Annotated in this window: 15 protein-coding genes; 7 read left to right on the top strand and 8 right to left on the bottom strand. The window is 55.6% G+C overall.

The genetic code is table 11. The annotated features are described in order from the left end of the window. Positions 1–1,260 precede the first annotated feature (1,260 nt). A complete protein-coding gene (locus tag OPC11_RS17235; protein WP_007980747.1) occupies positions 1,261–1,512 on the top strand; it encodes a hypothetical protein in 252 nt (83 codons plus the stop codon). A gap of 472 nt (positions 1,513–1,984) precedes the next feature. Next, positions 1,985–2,689 carry a hypothetical protein gene (locus OPC11_RS17230; protein ID WP_264782730.1) on the top strand — a complete coding sequence of 235 codons (705 nt, stop codon included), beginning with the start codon at positions 1,985–1,987 and terminating at the stop codon, positions 2,687–2,689. Between the two features lie 1,111 nt (positions 2,690–3,800). On the opposite strand, the gene OPC11_RS17225 is transcribed toward OPC11_RS17230, so the two are convergent. Beyond that, positions 3,801–4,073, bottom strand: a complete 273-nt coding sequence (locus tag OPC11_RS17225; protein WP_007980753.1) for a hypothetical protein — start codon at positions 4,071–4,073, stop codon at positions 3,801–3,803. Between the two features lie 747 nt (positions 4,074–4,820). Here OPC11_RS17225 and OPC11_RS17220 point away from each other — a divergent pair. Both OPC11_RS17220 and OPC11_RS17215 read left to right on the top strand, forming a co-directional pair. Further along, a complete protein-coding gene (locus OPC11_RS17220; RefSeq protein WP_306421030.1) occupies positions 4,821–6,200 on the top strand; it encodes a multicopper oxidase family protein in 1,380 nt (459 codons plus the stop codon). Positions 6,201–6,582: 382 nt separating this feature from the next. Next, entirely contained in the window at positions 6,583–6,846 is a 264-nt protein-coding gene (locus OPC11_RS17215; protein ID WP_264782729.1) for a HalOD1 output domain-containing protein, read from the top strand. Between the two features lie 1,576 nt (positions 6,847–8,422). Here OPC11_RS17215 and OPC11_RS17210 read toward each other — a convergent pair. Together OPC11_RS17210 and OPC11_RS17205 are read right to left on the bottom strand one after the other, a co-directional pair. Beyond that, positions 8,423–9,643 (bottom strand): Tm-1-like ATP-binding domain-containing protein, encoded by a 1,221-nt coding sequence (locus tag OPC11_RS17210; protein WP_264782728.1) that lies wholly within the window; start codon positions 9,641–9,643, stop codon positions 8,423–8,425. 1 nt (position 9,644) lies between these two features. Then, entirely contained in the window at positions 9,645–10,478 is an 834-nt protein-coding gene (locus OPC11_RS17205; RefSeq protein WP_264782727.1) for a phosphoenolpyruvate hydrolase family protein, read from the bottom strand. A 184-nt stretch (positions 10,479–10,662) separates the two neighbouring features. On the opposite strand from OPC11_RS17205, the gene OPC11_RS17200 reads away from it, so the two are divergent. Further along, on the top strand, positions 10,663–11,079 hold the full coding sequence (locus OPC11_RS17200) for a cupin domain-containing protein (protein WP_007980767.1): 417 nt from the start codon (positions 10,663–10,665) through the stop codon (positions 11,077–11,079). A gap of 587 nt (positions 11,080–11,666) precedes the next feature. After that, complete coding sequence (locus tag OPC11_RS17195) at positions 11,667–12,050, top strand: HalOD1 output domain-containing protein (protein WP_264782726.1); 384 nt, start codon at positions 11,667–11,669, stop codon at positions 12,048–12,050. Between the two features lie 19 nt (positions 12,051–12,069). Here the strand turns inward: OPC11_RS17195 and OPC11_RS17190 are convergent, their stop codons facing one another. After that, complete coding sequence (locus OPC11_RS17190) at positions 12,070–12,306, bottom strand: hypothetical protein (RefSeq protein ID WP_264782725.1); 237 nt, start codon at positions 12,304–12,306, stop codon at positions 12,070–12,072. A gap of 135 nt (positions 12,307–12,441) precedes the next feature. Between OPC11_RS17190 and OPC11_RS17185 the strand changes: the two genes are divergently transcribed. Then, positions 12,442–13,233: a hypothetical protein gene (locus OPC11_RS17185; RefSeq protein WP_007980771.1), complete on the top strand. Its 792-nt coding sequence runs from the start codon at positions 12,442–12,444 to the stop codon at positions 13,231–13,233. Between the two features lie 947 nt (positions 13,234–14,180). Here the strand turns inward: OPC11_RS17185 and OPC11_RS17180 are convergent. From OPC11_RS17180 to OPC11_RS17165, 4 genes are read right to left on the bottom strand one after another with little or no spacing between them, the layout of a single operon-like run. Next, complete coding sequence (locus OPC11_RS17180) at positions 14,181–14,387, bottom strand: hypothetical protein (protein WP_007980775.1); 207 nt, start codon at positions 14,385–14,387, stop codon at positions 14,181–14,183. After that, positions 14,384–15,490, bottom strand: coding sequence for an oligopeptide/dipeptide ABC transporter ATP-binding protein (locus tag OPC11_RS17175; protein ID WP_007980776.1), 1,107 nt, complete (start codon positions 15,488–15,490; stop codon positions 14,384–14,386). Before OPC11_RS17175 ends, OPC11_RS17180 begins: the two co-directional genes overlap by 4 nt. Continuing rightward, positions 15,483–16,526, bottom strand: coding sequence for an ABC transporter ATP-binding protein (locus OPC11_RS17170; protein ID WP_264782724.1), 1,044 nt, complete (start codon positions 16,524–16,526; stop codon positions 15,483–15,485). The genes OPC11_RS17175 and OPC11_RS17170 overlap by 8 nt, the downstream gene beginning before the upstream one ends. Next, positions 16,523–17,533: an ABC transporter permease gene (locus OPC11_RS17165; RefSeq protein WP_007980778.1), complete on the bottom strand. Its 1,011-nt coding sequence runs from the start codon at positions 17,531–17,533 to the stop codon at positions 16,523–16,525. Before OPC11_RS17165 ends, OPC11_RS17170 begins: the two co-directional genes overlap by 4 nt.

Here is a 17,533-nt window from a genome sequence, read left to right as displayed (position 1 = left end):
GCCCATTCGGAAGAGTCGGTAGTTTCCGTCGCCGTCGTCGTCGAAGTCGTGGTAGTTCGCCGGGACGAGTGTCGCGTCGTTGCCGACCATCCCGAAGTTGGTAAAGCCAGTAAAGCGGAACTGCGAATCCATATAATACTCCCCTTCAGGGAAGTAAAGGAGCGTATTGTCGTCCGCATTGTCTTCGAGTACTGGTGTGATAGATTCGTTCCCACCGTTGTCCGCTCCGGCCTCCGTCACATCAATTACGTTATCGTACTGGTCATTGTAATCTGACAGGGATGAAGAAGCAGTCCCCATGATTGCAGACGATGCTATGATTGATCCGGTTAGTTTAAGATAGGTTCTACGACTTGCGATACTTCGATTTTGCCTGTCTGACACCATCAAAAGTGCAGTCACACTACCCTATATTAATTATCTGGTGCTTATTTCCGTTTCTCTCGATTTTCGTTCGTTTAGAACGTTATGAACGGTATAAACGGTATTTTCGTCATCATTTTTTCTAAGAGTAAAAAATTCCCAGTGTCATTTAAATAGTATCTCTGAAAAAGGTAATTCGTGAGAGCACGTAGCATTGATGTGCAACGAGTCTATCCCCGACCGTAGTGGGTCGATGGGGCTGAGCGACAGGGAATCTAACACGAACGGCCAAACAAACCCGAATGTGAAGTCCCGAATTGACGCGGTTATATACGAATCAACGACCAGTCGATCGTCGCTAAATATGTCTGGCAGCGCCAGAAGGACTCGATAGATATCATCCATTTCCGATTCGAATTTCCGAAACACTACCGCTCGGGAGAGAAAATACCGACCAACGAACCGTATTCACCCCGTCGTAAAGAATGCAGAGGAAAGAGAGAACTCTCACAACCAGGCACGACGACATTGTCGGGTGATGGCGCCAGACGATGGCGTCGTGCTGGCCTCTGTGAGAGCGTATCCCCACCGATGAGTCGATGGAGGAAATAAGTTCGTCAGACATAGCTTGATTTTATTATATAATCTAGCCAAGGAGCCGAACAACGTTCATCGAACTCAGTTTCCAGTGCTATTTTCTTTCGTTCTATTAGAATATGATATGAGAATGTTTCTCCCTGCCCGAAGATGTCGTTAACCATCCAAATATAGCAGACAAATTCCCAATATTAAACTTATTCTGTTCTATTATTTCTAAAGTAAACTCTGATATTTATACGAGTGCATGGTAATACTTAACACGATGGGGGAGGCAGCGGCGATATAGGTTGATTAACAGTGACTGAACAACCGGACGACGATACAACGAACGAAGCGCCAATCTACTACCAGAAAAGAGCTATTCTTCCAGTGCTGCTAATTTGCCTAGGAATCCTCGTCTATGCTGGGCTCACCGCTGGCACCACCACCGTCAGTTTTGCCGCGATAGTGCTTGGGTTCTTGTTGATGCTCGTTGGGACGTTCAGGAGCCTTTCCGCTCCCGACAGTATGGATGACGATTCCGACTATAGAGAAAAGATGGTCGAGTGAGTGGGACGGTCGATGACGAGTTCGGGGAATTGCCTTCATCAATGGCGTGAACGAATGCTCGGCACTTTCTTACGCTCGTGGTCGATTCCTCTGTCTTGGTTGCGGTCGAAGTTGCATCCCCCCCCCGCTAGAAAAGCACCCCCTCATGTCGGTACCGTGATCCCGAACAGAGCCAAATGATTTGGAACTCTTCTTCGTGGGCGAATCCAAGAACAAACGCGAAGCACGCAATTCCAAGAAGTCCACGGTCGGCTACATCGTTGAGTTCTCCATGAGTATGACGTTGGAATGGCGGTTCTTCGGGATGAGCAACATCATGCCCTGAGAATATCCATCCACCTGTGGAATCGTCGTTGTGAATTCTAATTCTCCTGGGCATAATCCACATTATTGTTGTGCAATATTAGGGAGCGTTTTCACTGGATGAAGACGCTCGTGACGAACTATATCCCATCGCGATCAAACGCCACTGATGAAACCCAACTGGCAACGAATTGGACGCGTACTCCTCATACTGAGCATCGTCTTTCTGGTTGTTTCACCAGGTTTTGCGATGGCAAGTAGTGAAGATCATACAACAACGTCGACAACATCGGGTCAGGCCGATGGCCATAACGATGGGGGACAACATGGCACAGAGACGGCAACCGAATCAGGACATGGTGGGAAGACAGACGCGGGGGAAGGTCAGTCCGAATCAGGCCACAGCCACGAAGGGGAGGGACACAGCGGTGATGAAGAAGGATTCGTGAATGGCTGGCTGATGATCGTCGGTGGACTGTTCCTGTTAGGAACCGTTGCAACGGCACCAGTGTATCGGTACACCAGTACACGCCGGCAGAACTTCACAGCCTCTCCAATTCACTTTGGCGTCGCACTACTTGTACTCTTTACTGCTGCCGTGCACTTTTATCTCTATTTCGAACATGGCGAACAGATAATGGCCCTTGCCGGACTCGGATTTCTCGGTGGAATTGGTCTGTTCTTTATCGGTGTCAACCGACTGTATCTCTATGGTGTGGGGATTCTCTATACGGCTGTTCAAATCCTCCTGTGGATCACAGATGGAATGCCCCACGTCGGAAGTTTCGGTCTGATCGATAAAGTGGTACAGGTACTTCTCATCATCGCTCTTGGTTTCCTATTTTTGCGTCACCGACGACGCGCTCGGCACTGAGCAAATGTGGGAATCTCGGCAAGACTGTGATTCGGATACTGTTGGTTTGCATTCGCAAGCAATTCGTGGAGGTCTCCTTTGGATGGTTCTGGAATCCGTCCCTCGTTTCGTTTTATTCGACAGACTCTTGTCTCCCATGTGACACCCCCCACCATCGATCAAACCGTTATGTAGGTCGGATGCGTATCCAGAGATATGTGCAATCGTCACGTGGCGCACATGATTGCAGAGTATGAAGAAGCGAGACTGGGCGAGACCGCAGGAGAACAGGCGGATTCAAACAGTTCAAAAGACGAGTCGACCAAACGGACTGGACTGCTGGGGACAGTTAAGACTCGACTCGTTCGCTAATTATTGAGTACATCTCATTCGATCACAGTCAGCCAGATTATACACATATCTGTCCTCTAACTGATCTTCAGATGGGGAGTGGGTCCGAACTTAGCAAGGCCACTCACAAGCGGCACCATCAGTCAACCCCTCTTCTTCGATGTGTGTTGCGAGGCAGGCATAATTGCAGAACTGTCCCGCTTGGTTCGTACTGGTGTTCGCGCCCACATTAACGAATACAGGGTCGTGCCGCTCGATGTTGCTACCACAGTACGTACATTCGTTTCCCATATCTCTCTTTTTGACGTACTAACGGTAAGTTGTTTTCCAGACGTTCCAGCACGAGTTGCGTACCTTGGTCGATTCTTACTGTAGTGGTCGGCGACATCGCAACATCGTTCTTGCAGTTCTCCTTCTCATCCCAGTGGTGGTAATGCTGTTCGCATTCCCGCTACTGGGTGGGTGGAGGATGGGTCCGGGTTAGCGGTTACGTCACTCCGAGCTGGGGATGGGTCATGATGCTCATCCCACTGGTTATCCTGATGGCAGTGGCTACCTTATCTATCGTGCCTTTGCCCGAGCCGGCGTAGGAACCGACCCAGCACTCGAAGAACTCCGATTAGCGTATGGACGTGGGAACTTTCTGAAGAAGAGTTTGAGATTCGTCGTAGCCGCCTACAACGTGACAGCAATAATCGGTACGTGTGCCCCACGCGTCGAGAACAGCCAAACTCTGCTGCGCCTCTCGCATACATAGATTCCATTCCGTTCTCCCAGGTCCCTACGTTGGTTGATAGTAGAGAGAATAGAGGACGAAACCCATTCCAACGATGACGATTATCGACTGAATCATTCCAGAATAGAAAATCGACACGTTGGCGATGTCGAACAGTATCCCTTCGATTACGGCACCGATGCTGATCATCACAAACCCGATTGCGAGGAAGAGCATCGGTTGATTGTCGTATCGCCTGTACGCACGATAGCTTTGGAGTGCAATGAGAACTCCAAGTATTATTACGATGATTTTCGCCACGATGAGTCCAGCGTGCATTAGGAATCATCCCCTCGGATGTCATCCCACAACCGATTGAATCGCTCTGGGGCATCGGTAGGTGGCTGTTCTCCGATGTCGACGTCAAACTGACCCTGATGGAGTCGAACGCCGATCCGCTCTACTGCCGCTTCGTACGTCTTATAGTGATTTCCGTCGGATGCTATCTTGTTCTGTTCGGAAAGCAAGTCGTGTTCGACCAGTTCCTCGAGCCGTCTATACACAGTTGGTAGTGAAATACCACAGGCATCACTCAGTTCGTTCGCGGACATGGGTTGCTCACTCGTAACAGATAGTATGGCTTGGACGTGTTCGTCTCCTAGGAGGGATAGGAGTTTACGAGAGGCACTGTCCTCACACACGGATAGGGGATGGTTGTGGCTTGGATAAAGCAGTATGGATTTTCGCTGTCTAGTTCTTTTCGCTCGATCTATTCTTTTGAAATTGGCGTAAATGAGTTTCTAAGTGGTGTACCACTTCCGCCTTCGTAAGCGGAAGTGGACTACACCCGGGTCCCGTGACTTGATGTGTGTCCGAACTCTAATCACCCTCAATTTCTGTGGGTTCAGTCAGTGCTGTAGTCCGACAATTTCGACATCGTCTCGTTCGTGGTTGCGTGCCCGATCAGTATCTTTCATAAAATTCCCAATATTGCACCTTATTATGTTCCGGTTCGTATGCCGACCAATGACGGACGACTCACGTCTCTCTCGACGCGCACTCCTCCGTGGATTTGGTGTCACGGGAATCGGGGCCCTCACTGGTTGTACTACCAGTTCTATCCCGTCGTTCGACGACGAAAAGACGGTCTCCGCACGGACCACAGTGTCGGGCGATTCGGACGTGCAGGCCACACTGACAGCTTCCCCTGCTACCGTGTCTCCTGCCTCTTCTTCGGCATCGAACTGGCTGTACAACGAATCGTTCCCTGGTAACGAACTCCGAGTCACCGAAGACGAAATCATTCGCGTCGAGTTGCAGAACCGTCTCCCCACGGAAACAACGGTGCACTGGCACGGCCTCCCCGTCCCTAACCAAATGGACGGCGTGCCGAACGTGACCCAACGGCCGATCCAGCCGGACGAGACGTTTACGTACAAATTCCGGGCGAAACCGGCGGGAACGTACTTCTTCCACAGCCACGTCGGACTCCAACTCGACCGCGGGCTATCTGCACCGCTCGTAATCGAAGAGAAATCGCCACATGTCGAGTACGACCGGGATTACACCGTCGTGTTCGACGACTATCTGACCCACGCACCCGAACCGCTCGGAGGATCGTCGAGCGGTAGCGGTGGTGGCGGGATGGGCGGTATGGGTGGCAGTGGAATGGGTGGTATGATGGATGACCGACGCCCACCGTACGCCGGCTTGCTCGTAAACGGTCGTCTACCAGCAGATCCCACCACATTCGACGTCAAGGAGGGAGAACGGGTCCGCCTACGCTTTATTAATTCCAGCAGTGCGACTGCATTCCGTGTCGGAATTGCCGGGCATAAACTACAGATATCGCACGCCGACGGGCAACCCGTTGACACCGTTCCGGTCGATTCGTTCGTTTTCGGTGCCGGCGAACGCTACGATGCCATCATCGAAGCGACGAATCCCGGTGCATGGGAAATACGAGGAGAGGCAGTCGATGGCGACGAACAGCCGGCTCGTGCGGTCCTCCGGTATGAAAATTCGTCAGAGTCTCCAGCCGGTCTCAGCTCGTGGGGGCGGACGCTCCAATATAGCGATCTGCGAGCAATGCAGCTCCCGAAGCAACTCCGTGGAAGCCCCGATCGGACGTTTGACTTGACGCTGTCGCCTGAGATGGGTGGTTCGTATGGCTGGCTCATCGATGGACAAGCATATCCCGACGCTGATCCGCTACACATCCGGGAAGGCGAACACGTCCGCGTGAGGATGACGAATCGGAGTCCGGTGCTTCATCCGATGCACCTCCACGGGCATTTCTTCCGGGTCGGAGACACAATGAAGGACACGGTTATCGTGCCGGGTCACATGGGGTCGGTGACGTTCGACTTCCTCGCAGACAACCCCGGAAACTGGTTGTTCCACTGTCACAACCTCTATCACTTAGAATCCGGGATGGCCCGTATTATTAAATACGTCAGGGAATAGCCCCCTGAAAATGTCGTCCACGTTGGTAACCGTTATTTCCACGCCTGTCGTTGACTCCGGGTACTTTTTGTGCCCTTCACGACACGCGCAGTTGGGCGCTTTGTAGAGAGTAGATTTCGTCGCTGCTTGACGGAGTTGCTTTTCGTTCCCACCCGTCTCGTAATTCTTGTTAAACTAATCGCTACTCGTACAACCAGCGACTGGAAGAGCGATGGTGACTGTGTGGGGAAAGTGGGACCTCGTGATCAAAATCGGCCTCGACAAAACGTACGATACTGCAAGGCTGTGAGACGCTCGACTCGGTGAGATTGTTCAGAAATCGTGTGATATGCTACCGAGCACCCCCTAAAACCTATTAGCACACCTTGCTTGAGCAGAGCGTATGGAGAACACGTCATCGTCGCGGCCAGGGCCATCGATACGAACGACACGTCCAGACACCGAGTCGATCACCACCGCCGTGGTGACGGCGGTGACTGAAGCGAATGGGACGGCGCCTGCGACGCCCCTCTACGAGGTGATTGACCCCGATGCCCTCGAAGCGCTCTATCAGCATGGTTCACCGACGGTGAGCTTCGAGTATATCGGGTTTCACGTTACGATTGGTTCTGATCGCACGGTTTCCGTTGCTGACATAGATACGTAGAGTGCTCCGAGTTGGAGTTGTTCACATCCGATTCATTACCACCATCACCGAGGCTCTGTCCTGCCTGCAACCGCGCTTCGTGGTGAGGACATGAATTTCGAGAGGGTATAGAGAACCACCGTCCGTTACTCTTCGTCTGTCAGTTATCGCCGGTTGCCTTTTAACGTGAAACGATCCTCCGCACTCACCACAGCAGTACTGCTCCGGGTTGCGCACTGTCTTCGACTGTCGATAGCGCGGAATCCGACCGCCACAGTCCCCACATAAGTCACCACTTCGGCGCAGTGAACCGCCAGCACGTGCAAAAGGGAAAGTCACGGCTCGTATACGACACCAACAGTTAGAAACGGTATCAGTAGAGAGAGGACGGCGAGAGATATCGGATTAGCAACTGCCGAGATTCCGGAAGTCGCTCTGGTCACACTTTGAACAGCGGGATGGTTTCGAAATAAAGGTGGTACCGCATTCTTCGCATTCAAAAATATCACCAGTCGCCCGTACCTGCTGTTCCGTATGCCGAGAGGGCGTTTCTGAACTAAAGACACCGCGTAACCGATGTAGTATTTCCATAGCAATGCATAGACACTTGCTCTACATACATAGGTTTTATCACCAAACTACCATAATAATCACCACTATTACTGTATAGAATATTGTCACCGAAGTTGGCTCACCGGTTATGAGATGCCGCTGAAACCCACAGAGTCGCACTCCGTAGGTTCGCCATTCACCACCCTCCAAGGAGAAAGTCCGAAGCGTCCCAGGTAGTAGTCGGAGTTCTGCAAAGTGCTCGTCTCTCATCGAAGATTCTTGCACAACCTCGGAGGATGTAATTGGTGCGTAGCTTACTTTCAACCACAAAATGGGTTGCCGCAAAATCGTCTACTTTCAGGTCGTCGGTCATTGTCGACCAAAAAACCCAGAGGATTAACCGCTGTGGGAGTCTACGTCTATCTCATGACTATCATCACGGAATTCGTTATCCGTTCACCCTCGCTTCCGCTCGTTGGTCTCGCTGAATCGGTTCCCTCGAACCAAGTTGAATGTGTCCACGGGCTTTGTCGCGAAAGAACTGCTCGAGTATTTACCGTCTACTTCGATCCGAACGACGATATCTCCGAAGATGACATCATCAGAACTGAAGGCGAAACGGACTCGTCGAAATAATCCAGATTTCTATCTCTCTTTCCTCCACGGGTGCTCACCGAGCAGTCGTCCGGATAGCGCGGCGTTCAGTGGCCCCAGCAACTATTGATGCAGGCTGTGTTAATACGGCTCACGATGCAGGTCGCAGTTATCGGTGCGAACGGTGGAATCGGTCGGGAGTTAGTTTCACGTCTCGTGGATGCTGGACACGTTCCAATCGGAGTCGTGCCGACGCCGAGATCGTGTCATGGAGCGTGGTGAACTACGCCTTCCTACTCGCCGCCGTCGGCGGCTTCTTGAAGCAGTGACCTCCTGTTTCCACGACACGCTGTGCGGACACAACCGCGGTGTCAGGAGGGAGCGCGGTCCCCACAGGCGTTGACGAACAAACGATTAAAGAGAGAGAAACTCTGTCGCCGACCGATGACCGTTATCGACCACCATCGGTCGCGCGCAGATACTCGTCGAGTTTTTCGGCGATTGCCGTCGCGAACTCCTCGTCGTTGATCGCGGCATCGACTTCGACCAACTCCACGTTCTCGTCGAGGTGTTCCCGCAGGGCGTCGAACAACTTCGAATCCGCCTCCGGGTCGTGGAAATCTTCTCCCTTGACATCGATGAGCGAGACGCCACCGAGCGGGAGAATCAGCGCAGTCGGCCCCGTGGACGCGTTCAGTTTCTTCGCGATGATTTCGCCGAGCTCGGCGTTCTCCTCGGGTGTCGTTCGCATCAACGTCACCTGTGGATTGTGAATGTGGAACGTCCGCCCCTCGAACGTCTCCGGCACGGAATCCCGCGGACCGAAGTTGACCATATCGAGCGCACCCGGCGAGACGACTTGTGGAATTCCCATCTCCGCGGCCGCATCGAGCCGTGTTTCCCCAGCACTCAGAACACCGCCGACGAGTTCGTCGGCCCATTCGGTTGTCGTAACGTCGAGCACGCCGTCGACGACGCCCTGTCTGACGAGCTGCTCCATCGCTCGGCCACCGGTTCCGGTCGCGTGGAAGACTATCGTCTCGTACCCCTTCGATTCCAGATACTCGCGTGCCGCATGCACGCAAGGAGTCGTCACCCCGAACATCGTGATGGCGACTGTCGGTTTTTCACTGACCGTGATGTCCGGTTCGTTGGCGACCATACCGACCATCGCGAGCGCCGCGTTGGAGATGACGCGGCGGGAGAGCTGATTGAGCCCTTCGATGTCGGCGACCGAGTACAGCATCATCACGTCTTTCGCGCCGACGTACGGTTCCGTGTCGCCGGAGGCCATCGTCGAAACCATCAGTTTCGGAACCCCGACGGGCAGTGCGCGCATCGCTGTGGTTGCGATAGAGGTGTTGCCTGACCCGCCGAGTCCCACGATACCTTCGAGAACGCCCTCGTCGTGAAGCCGAGATGCGATGGCAGCAGCGCCGTCGCCCATCGTCTCGATGGCGTCCCCACGGTCGGCCCCCTCCCGAAGTCGTTCGAGGCTGGTACCACCCGCCTCGGCAACATCGTGTGCCGACGTCTCCGGTTCGATGTCGGGGTCGTCCATCACCCCAACGTCGATCAGGTGGACGTCGATATCGTGTGCTTCGATGATTTCTCGGGCGAACTCCAGTTCCTCCCCTTTCGTGTCCAGCGTCCCGATGAGTACGACTGCCATGCTAGAACTCGATCTCTTTGAAGTCTCGGGCTTGGTTCTGAATCGCTTCTTCTGTCGGCAAGCGCTCGAGACTCGATGCACCGAAGAAGCCGACGACGCCTTCCGTATTGTTGAGCACGTACTCGGCGTCGTCCGGCCACGCTATCGGACCGCCGTGACAGATGACCATGACATCGTCGTTGACCGCTTTTGCAGCATCGTGATGGGCTTGAACACGTTCCGCGGCATCGTCCAGATCCAGCGCCGTCTCCGCACCGATATCGCCGGAGGTGGTGAGTCCCATGTGCGACACGATGACGTCGGCACCCACCTCGGTCATCTCGCGAGCTTGCTCTTCGGTGAACACGTACGGACAGGTCAGCATGTCCTGTTCGGCCGCCTCCTGGATCATGTCTACCTCCTTGTCGTAGCCCATCCCCGTTTCCTCTATGTTCTGCCGGAATTGACTTCCCTCGTCGATAAGCCCAACCGTCGGGAAGTTTTGGACGCCCGAGAACCCACGGCGTTTCAGATCTTCGATAAAGACGTCCATTTGACGGAACGGGTCGGTTCCGTTGACACCCGCAAGGACCGGCGTGTCCTCGACGACCGGCAGGACCTCGTGGCCCATCTCCACGACGATTTTATTGGCGTCGCCGTACGGAAGCAGTCCAGCGAGGGAGCCTCGGCCGTTCATCCGGTACCGTCCCGAGTTGTAGATGATGAGCATATCGACGCCGCCTCGCTCGGCGAACTTCGCCGAAATACCGGTTCCCGCACCGGCTCCGATGATAGGTTCGCCGTTGGCTATCGTTTTTTCGAGCCGCGCGAGCGACTCCTCACGTGTGAATTTCATATGCCGCGCGCATCTACAGCGAGAAGGCTAATCAATATTCACAACGGAGTGGTACTGGTTCGGTACGAGTTACTCACAGTCGCAGTTCTTCCCGACCCGACGAGTCGGTAGGCCCGTCGACCCGCTTTCCGACCGGTACGCACGGTACAATTATGGTCGTGTACGCCGAGGTGTTTGTGTGACAATGACAGACGAGAACTTCGTTAGCAGCGAAGACGTACCGACTCAGTTGTTCGATTGGGGAACCCTCAAATGGATGGCCACACCCGACGTCAACGGCTCCGAGCGATTCAGCGCCGGTGCCGTCCAACTCGCGCCCGGAAAAGGTCACGAGTTACATACGCATCCAGATAGCGATGAGATACTGTACGTCATCAGCGGGGAAGGAGAACAGACTATCGAGGACGAAACGCGCGAGGTCGGACCGGGCGAAATGATATTCGTCCCTGCTGGAACCGAGCACGGAACGATAAACACCGGCTGGCAACCGCTCCAATTACTAGCAGTGTACTCACCACCCGGTCCGGAAGATGTCTTGGCCGACCTCCCAGAATGCGAAATCGTGCCCGCTGGAGAGATACCAAGTCGAGACGGCAAGTGAGAATACGGTCAACGTCGATGGCCAGTACGACGTCGTCCTCTCAACGGTGTGCAACAGATACCCCCATGGAAGCGGGTACGCGATCGTAGTACGCAAAAATTGTTCGAAATCCTCTCGAAGATTAGAGCATTCCAAATGCGGCTAAGAGATGGATGATTCCAGCGATAAGAGGGAACGAAGATAATCGTTCGCATAACGAACATGGCCGAGATCACGGAATTGAATCGGAACGTCACTGAACAGATCCATGAGAATCTCCCGAGACACTATCGAAACCACTGACCGAAGTAGCTAGGAGACGGGCGATGTGAAGAAAAATCGGTCGGAGTGCGGGGTGTGCGTTCACAGGCAGTCGGTATGGAAGGTTGTCTGCGTGATGGCGCTAGACAGTGTGTTTCTGTGGGAGGCCGTGCGAACGCATATAGACCAATGGGCGGAAGGATAAAACGAGTATCGGAAGCACAAAAATTGATTTTAGTATTCGATCGATGCTCTCCTGGGTATCCAATTTTGGGCGATGAACCGGTCTCAAGCGGTTTTGGAGGTAAGCAGGTGTTACTCAAATAGATCGAGCACATACAGAAAGTATGTCGAGCAACCCGGCCTCCGTCGAAACGACACACTGGTTCGAAAACGAGAGTACATCCGCGGACCCAACTAATCCGCCACAATACGTGTTGATCGCGACTCGGTCGGTCGATCCAGATCAATCGTTGACAGTGAGTTTGATCGAAACGATTGTTGATACGCTGAAGCCACCCGACGGCCAGACTTCACTCAGTCTGTACCAGCACGTGAACCCGGATGCGCTCGAAGAGATTATCGAGGCAAGTACAACAAAAGAAAGCGGTGTCGAGGTCCGATTCACCATCGAAGACTATCTCGTTACCGTTCGCAGCAACGATACCGTCCTCATTTACGAACCACTCGGACCACACCGCAGCAGTAGTCGAAACCCCATCCGCAACTAGAGCGAAGGCTATATCGTGTTCACTCTTCCCCGTAATCGGTGAGTCGGAGTTTTCCCTCGACTTCGTAGAGATGGCCCTTACTGTACAGCCGTTCGATGATATCTTCGGCAGCAGGCCGCTCGAGGTCTTCTTTCTCGACTAGAACGGCATACGCTCGCTCTGAGGTGGGTTCATCACCGGGTGGGATCGCGCTCTTGAGTGCCTCAAGCGCTTCTTGCACAAGTTGGGTGAGTGGCGACGTCTCGTTTGGACCCATTCGTACTATCAAATTCGGGACGCGATAGGTAAGACCAAGACTTCACGCGATGTTCTGTATCATTCGGTGAATCTCATCCGGTCGTCGGCGCTTGATTTGCCCACCTATTTTATCCGATAGACTTGAGACCTCCGTATGGACGAGAAGAAACAGGCCACGTTCGGATCAGATGGGGAGTTGCGAACCGACGACGAAGCGACGAACGAGACTGGCGACGGGGAGGGAGCGACGACGAACGATTTCGGCGATGAGTGCGGCGAGAACGAGACCAAATCCGGGGTGAACCGATATACCGTTTCCAGCTTGCTTCAAAAGGCGGTCAGACGGTCTGACGAGGAGACCGCAGCGTGGGCTGCCTGGGAGCTTGTGCGGTCCGGCTACGCATGGAATTTTTGGGATCGTATTAACTTGTACGTAGTCGAGGACCTACGGGCCGGTCACGAAGTGGCACTCACGATAGACCGGTACGAGGAATTGGCGCGTGAGCGCTGGACGGAAGACTCTTGGCGGGGGCGACTGTGTGCGGTGCACGCTGCGCTAGCGGCGGCCAGGGCGACCTCTTCGCGCGAGTCCGCACATGCGGACGATTACTTTAGTGAGCTATCGGCCGAACGAGCCACCGCGGATGAAGAGGGACGCAAACCCCGCTTTGATCATCCAGCGGACGATCTCGAAATAGATGGAAAGTACGACGTCGCGTTCGACCAGCATACGTACGAAGGAAAGAAGCGTGGCCGCGGCGGTGCCTTCTTCAGAACGCACGGGGCCCGGGTCGGCCCTGAAGTGGAACCGGAACTCAGTCGCCGATGGCGTCTTCGGAGTATGAAGTTGGAGGACCACGACTATACTGATGAGCAACTGGCCCGTGCTATTGCTCCGGTCAAGGCCGAGGACAGGTGGTCGGACGGCGAATCTTGCAACGAGTGAGGGGCCAACAAGGACGTCAGCGAAGGATGAACAAGGCAAAGATAGAATCGCCATGGATACCAAAAAGTGCAGCGAGTGGCTGATCGGCTGTCTACACGGTGCGAGAAGTTGTGAGCGAGTATCTTCAGTTCACTCTAGTCATCAATCACTCGGGGTGATGAGTCCGACTTCTAAATCTGCGATGAATACGTACTGATATCGAATAACTGAAAATGAAACATTGTTTACTTCTCACAGACATCAATTCTTTTCATATCATCTTGATCGGATTCACATTTGGCTGCTAAACGAGCAACCGATCGAACTAAGCCACCTGCAACGCGCCTCACAACCACGAGCAGATCTGACGATCAACCATCGTGGCAACTCGGCTTTCTGGGGATTATGGGGCTTTTCGGCATTCACCCAGCACGAACCACTCGCATTGTTCTTCTTCAGTTTCTTCGGCTTTTTCCGACTTCTACTATCGGTGGAAACAGATAAAATATCTCGGCGGTGTCGGCATCGTAGGTGTCCTTATGGGCCTGTTGGGCGTCGCGGGAAGCATCCAGATCTGACGATGGTCACTCGGTTCGACAACATGAGAGACCCGCTCAAAGCGACGCGCGACAGCGCCAAAGAGAGAAAGCTCAAGACATGACAGTATCCGCGCTGATTGAATCCTCCATACTCGGCAGTCCGTTCCTACTCATATCACGGAAGATGAGATGTCCCCGTAGCTATCAGTTTGGATACTGTGACAATTAATTTGAAGATTGGGCAGAAGATCCATCTATTTCAATGAACTGTTCAGCTTTAGTAGATAATTTCGGCATTGATCATCCGATGAGTGAACACCCGTTGAGGTGAAGCGAAACTATGCAGTGCCACTCGGACGAGTTTTCATCATTCAAACAGGAGCGCGGCGATTTCCTCCGACCCGAACGGCGGTTCGGGTCTGTTTCCGATTACTTCGCGTCGCGGCGGAACCGAAACGGTGACCAGTCGTCGTCCGCGAATAGCGCCCGACTCACGACGAGCCACGTCGGGATGGCGAGCACGACGATGGCGATGAAGCGAAGCCCGGCATCGAGGGGGGTAAGCAAGGCGCTGTAGAACCACACGATGGCGAACGTGATGGCGAGCCGAATCAGCGGCTTCAGCGCGACGTTCATTCGTTATCCGACCGGCCGCCGTCCGCGACCGGTTCGTCGGCGTGGTCGAACCCTTCGATGCTGAATCGGTCGTCCACGACCGCCTCCTCGGCGACGAATCCCGTTCCGTACTCGAACTCATCGACGTGGATGCAGGCCGCTTCGTGGCCGTCGTTCGCCCCGGAAATCGCCTCCAGCGGCGGGTCAGTCGCCATGCACTCCTCGGTAGCGTTCGGACAGCGAGAGTGGAACGAACAGCCACTCGGGGGGTCGAGCGGCGAGGGTACCTCTCCCTCCAGCGCAGTTCGCGTGCGGGCGAGGGCCGGGTCCGGTTCCGGAATCGCGCGGAGGAGCGATTTCGTGTACGGGTGTTGCGGACTCTCGAAGAGGTCCGATCCGTCCGCAACCTCCACGATTTCGCCGAGGTACATGACCGCCACGCGGTCACAGAAGTGGCGGATGACGCTGAGGTCGTGGGCGATGAACAGGATGGTCAAGTCCAACTCGTCCTGCAGGTCCATCAGCAAGTTGAGTATCTGGGCTTGGATGGAGACGTCGAGCGCCGAGACGGGTTCGTCGGCGACGATGAACTCCGGGTCGACCGCGAGCGCGCGGGCGATACCGACGCGCTGGCGCTGACCGCCCGAGAACTCGTGCGGATACCGATTGGATAACTGTGGCGGGAGGCCGACCGTTTCCATCAGTTCGTCTACGCGCTCGTCGCGCTCGCCCTCGTACAGTCCGTGGATCTCCATCGGCTGCTTGAGGAGCTGCGAGATGGTCTTTCGACGATTGAGGCTCGACGCGGGGTCCTGAAACACCATCTGGATTCGCTTTCGCATCGCCTTCATTTCGCCCGCGGACAGCTCGGTGAGGTCGGTTCCATCGTAGCGAACCGTCCCCGCCGTCGGCTCGTCGAGGCGCAGGAGCGACCGCGCCGTCGTGGACTTTCCGCTTCCGGACTCGCCGACGAGACCGAGCGTCTCGCCGCGTTCGATTTCGAAATCGACGCCATCGACGGCCTTGATGCGCTCTTCTGCGCCCATCAGGCGGTCGATAAGTCCGTCGTTCTGGACGAAGTGCTTGCGCAGGCCGCGCACTTCCACCAGCGGGGCGTCAGTCATCGACCACCCCTCCGTCGGTGGCGGCCTCGGTACGTGGAGCGGTTCCCGTCTCCTTCGATATCGGGCCGTATCCGCGGGCGTGGATGCAGGCGGCCTCGCGGTTCGGTTCGACCGACCGCAGTTCCGGGTCGTACTCACGACACGCGTCCGTCGCGTGCGGACATCGCGGATGGAACGAACACCCGGACGGCAGGGCGGCGAGGTTCGGCACGTCGCCTTTGACGGGGACCAGTCGGTCCATCTCTCCCCGCAGCGTCGGTAGCGAACGCATCAGCCCGCGCGTGTAGGGGTGGCGCGGGTTCTCGAAGAGGTCGTCCACGTCCGCGCGTTCGACGATTCGACCGCCGTACGCGACCGCAACGCGGTCGCACGTCCCGGCGACGACGCCGAGGTCGTGCGTGATGAGGATGATGCTCATCCCGTACTTCTCCTGGAGGTCGTCGAGCACCTCGAATATCTGTGCCTCGATGGTCACGTCGAGCGCCGTCGTCGGTTCGTCCGCGATGAGTATGTCCGGTTCGCAGGAGATGGCCATCGCGAGCAGCGCGCGCTGGCGCATGCCGCCCGAGAACTGGTGCGGGTAGCTGTCGACGCGAGCCTCCGGTTCCGGGATGCCCACGTCCGTCATGAGCGAGATGGTCCGCTCGTGTGCTTCTTGCTTCGAGACGTCCTGATGCCGCAGGATGACGCGGCGGATCTGTTCGCCGATGGTGAACACCGGGTTCAAACTCGTCATCGGGTCCTGGAACATCATCGATATCTCGTTGCCGCGTATCGCGCGCATCTCCGCTTCGCTCTTCTCCAACAGGTCGTCGCCGTTGTAGCGGACGCTTCCGCTCTCGATGCGTCCGGGGTCGTCGATGAGTCGCATCACGGAGAGCGCGGTGACGCTCTTTCCGGACCCGCTCTCGCCGACGATGCCGAGGGTTTCGCCCTCGTGGAGGTCGAACGAGGAGCCGTCGACGGCTTTCACCGTTCCCTCGTCCGTATAGAACCGGGTGACGAGGTTGCGAACCGACAGTATCGGGTCGCTCATTCTCTCGTCTCCTCCGTGTATCGCGGGTCGAGTGCGTCGCGGAGCCCGTCACCGAGCAGGTTGAACCCGAGGATGGTGAGCACGATGACCGCGCCCGGGAACACCGAGTACCACCACTCGCCGCTGTAGAGGTAGCCGCGGGCGTTCGACAGCATCAACCCGAGACTCGCCTTCGGGGGTTGGATACCGAGGCCGAGGAACGACAGCGCGGCGCTCGCCAGCACGGCCGTTCCCATGTACAGCGTGCCCTGAACGACGACGGTGGGCAGCGTGTTCACGGCGATGTCCTTCACGAGAATGTGTCGGTCGCTCGCCCCGAGCGCCTTGGCGGCGTCGATGTAATCCTCTTCCATCTCCTTGAGCACGGAGCCGCGCATGACGCGGGCGAAACTCGGAATGTAGACGACGCCGATGACGATGATTATCTTCAGCAGGTTCGGAAGCACGAACGACCCGTACTCCGTCTCTCCGACGCCCAACACGCCCAGCACCGCGATGGCGAGGATGAGGCTCGGGAACGAGAAGAGGATGTCCATGAACCGCATGATTATCTCGTCGATCCACGAGTTCCGGTAGTACCCGGCTATCGCACCCGCGCTCACGCCGATGAGCATGGCGAAGAAGACGACGCCGAGCGACACCGTCATCAGGGTACGCAAACCGTAGAGGATGCGCGAGAGGATGTCGCGGCCGTGATGGTCCGTCCCGAGGTACGCGGTCATCGTTCCGACCGCGTCGCCGTTCTCGTTTTCGACTATCATCTTGGTACCCATCGGCATCGGGTTGTGCTCGCCCTCGGGCGCCTCGAACTGTACGGTCGGGTCGTGCGGGGCGACGTAGGGAGCGAACAACGCGAGGAGAACCATCGTGCCGATTATCGCACCGCCGATCATCGACAGCTTGTTGCGCCGGAACTCCTTCCAGAACATCTGGAACTGCGAGTGGTGCGTTCCGGGGGCCGACCCAGCGTCGAACGTGTCCGTCTCTGCGTGGTCTTTCGTTGCCAT

Origin of the sequence: Haladaptatus sp. T7, from assembly GCF_026008575.1 — an archaeon.
GTDB classification, from domain to species: Archaea; Halobacteriota; Halobacteria; order Halobacteriales; family Haladaptataceae; genus Haladaptatus; species Haladaptatus paucihalophilus.
The sequence above is the reverse complement of the archived record's forward strand: the minus strand, read 5'-3'. Positions and strand labels throughout refer to the sequence as shown.

Excerpts from the sequence above, each read along its gene's own strand:
- OPC11_RS17225 (WP_007980753.1), bottom strand. The coding sequence starts at position 4,073 with ATGCACGCTGGACTCATCGTGGCGAAAATCATCGTAATAATACTTGGA.
- OPC11_RS17200 (WP_007980767.1), top strand. The coding sequence starts at position 10,663 with ATGACAGACGAGAACTTCGTTAGCAGCGAAGACGTACCGACTCAGTTG.
- OPC11_RS17190 (WP_264782725.1), bottom strand. The coding sequence starts at position 12,306 with ATGGGTCCAAACGAGACGTCGCCACTCACCCAACTTGTGCAAGAAGCG.
- OPC11_RS17230 (WP_264782730.1), top strand. The coding sequence starts at position 1,985 with ATGAAACCCAACTGGCAACGAATTGGACGCGTACTCCTCATACTGAGC.
- OPC11_RS17210 (WP_264782728.1), bottom strand. The coding sequence starts at position 9,643 with ATGGCAGTCGTACTCATCGGGACGCTGGACACGAAAGGGGAGGAACTG.
- OPC11_RS17165 (WP_007980778.1), bottom strand. The coding sequence starts at position 17,533 with ATGGCAACGAAAGACCACGCAGAGACGGACACGTTCGACGCTGGGTCG.
- OPC11_RS17185 (WP_007980771.1), top strand. The coding sequence starts at position 12,442 with ATGGACGAGAAGAAACAGGCCACGTTCGGATCAGATGGGGAGTTGCGA.
- OPC11_RS17215 (WP_264782729.1), top strand. The coding sequence starts at position 6,583 with ATGGAGAACACGTCATCGTCGCGGCCAGGGCCATCGATACGAACGACA.
- OPC11_RS17195 (WP_264782726.1), top strand. The coding sequence starts at position 11,667 with ATGTCGAGCAACCCGGCCTCCGTCGAAACGACACACTGGTTCGAAAAC.
- OPC11_RS17170 (WP_264782724.1), bottom strand. The coding sequence starts at position 16,526 with ATGAGCGACCCGATACTGTCGGTTCGCAACCTCGTCACCCGGTTCTAT.
- OPC11_RS17175 (WP_007980776.1), bottom strand. The coding sequence starts at position 15,490 with ATGACTGACGCCCCGCTGGTGGAAGTGCGCGGCCTGCGCAAGCACTTC.
- OPC11_RS17205 (WP_264782727.1), bottom strand. The coding sequence starts at position 10,478 with ATGAAATTCACACGTGAGGAGTCGCTCGCGCGGCTCGAAAAAACGATA.
- OPC11_RS17180 (WP_007980775.1), bottom strand. The coding sequence starts at position 14,387 with ATGAACGTCGCGCTGAAGCCGCTGATTCGGCTCGCCATCACGTTCGCC.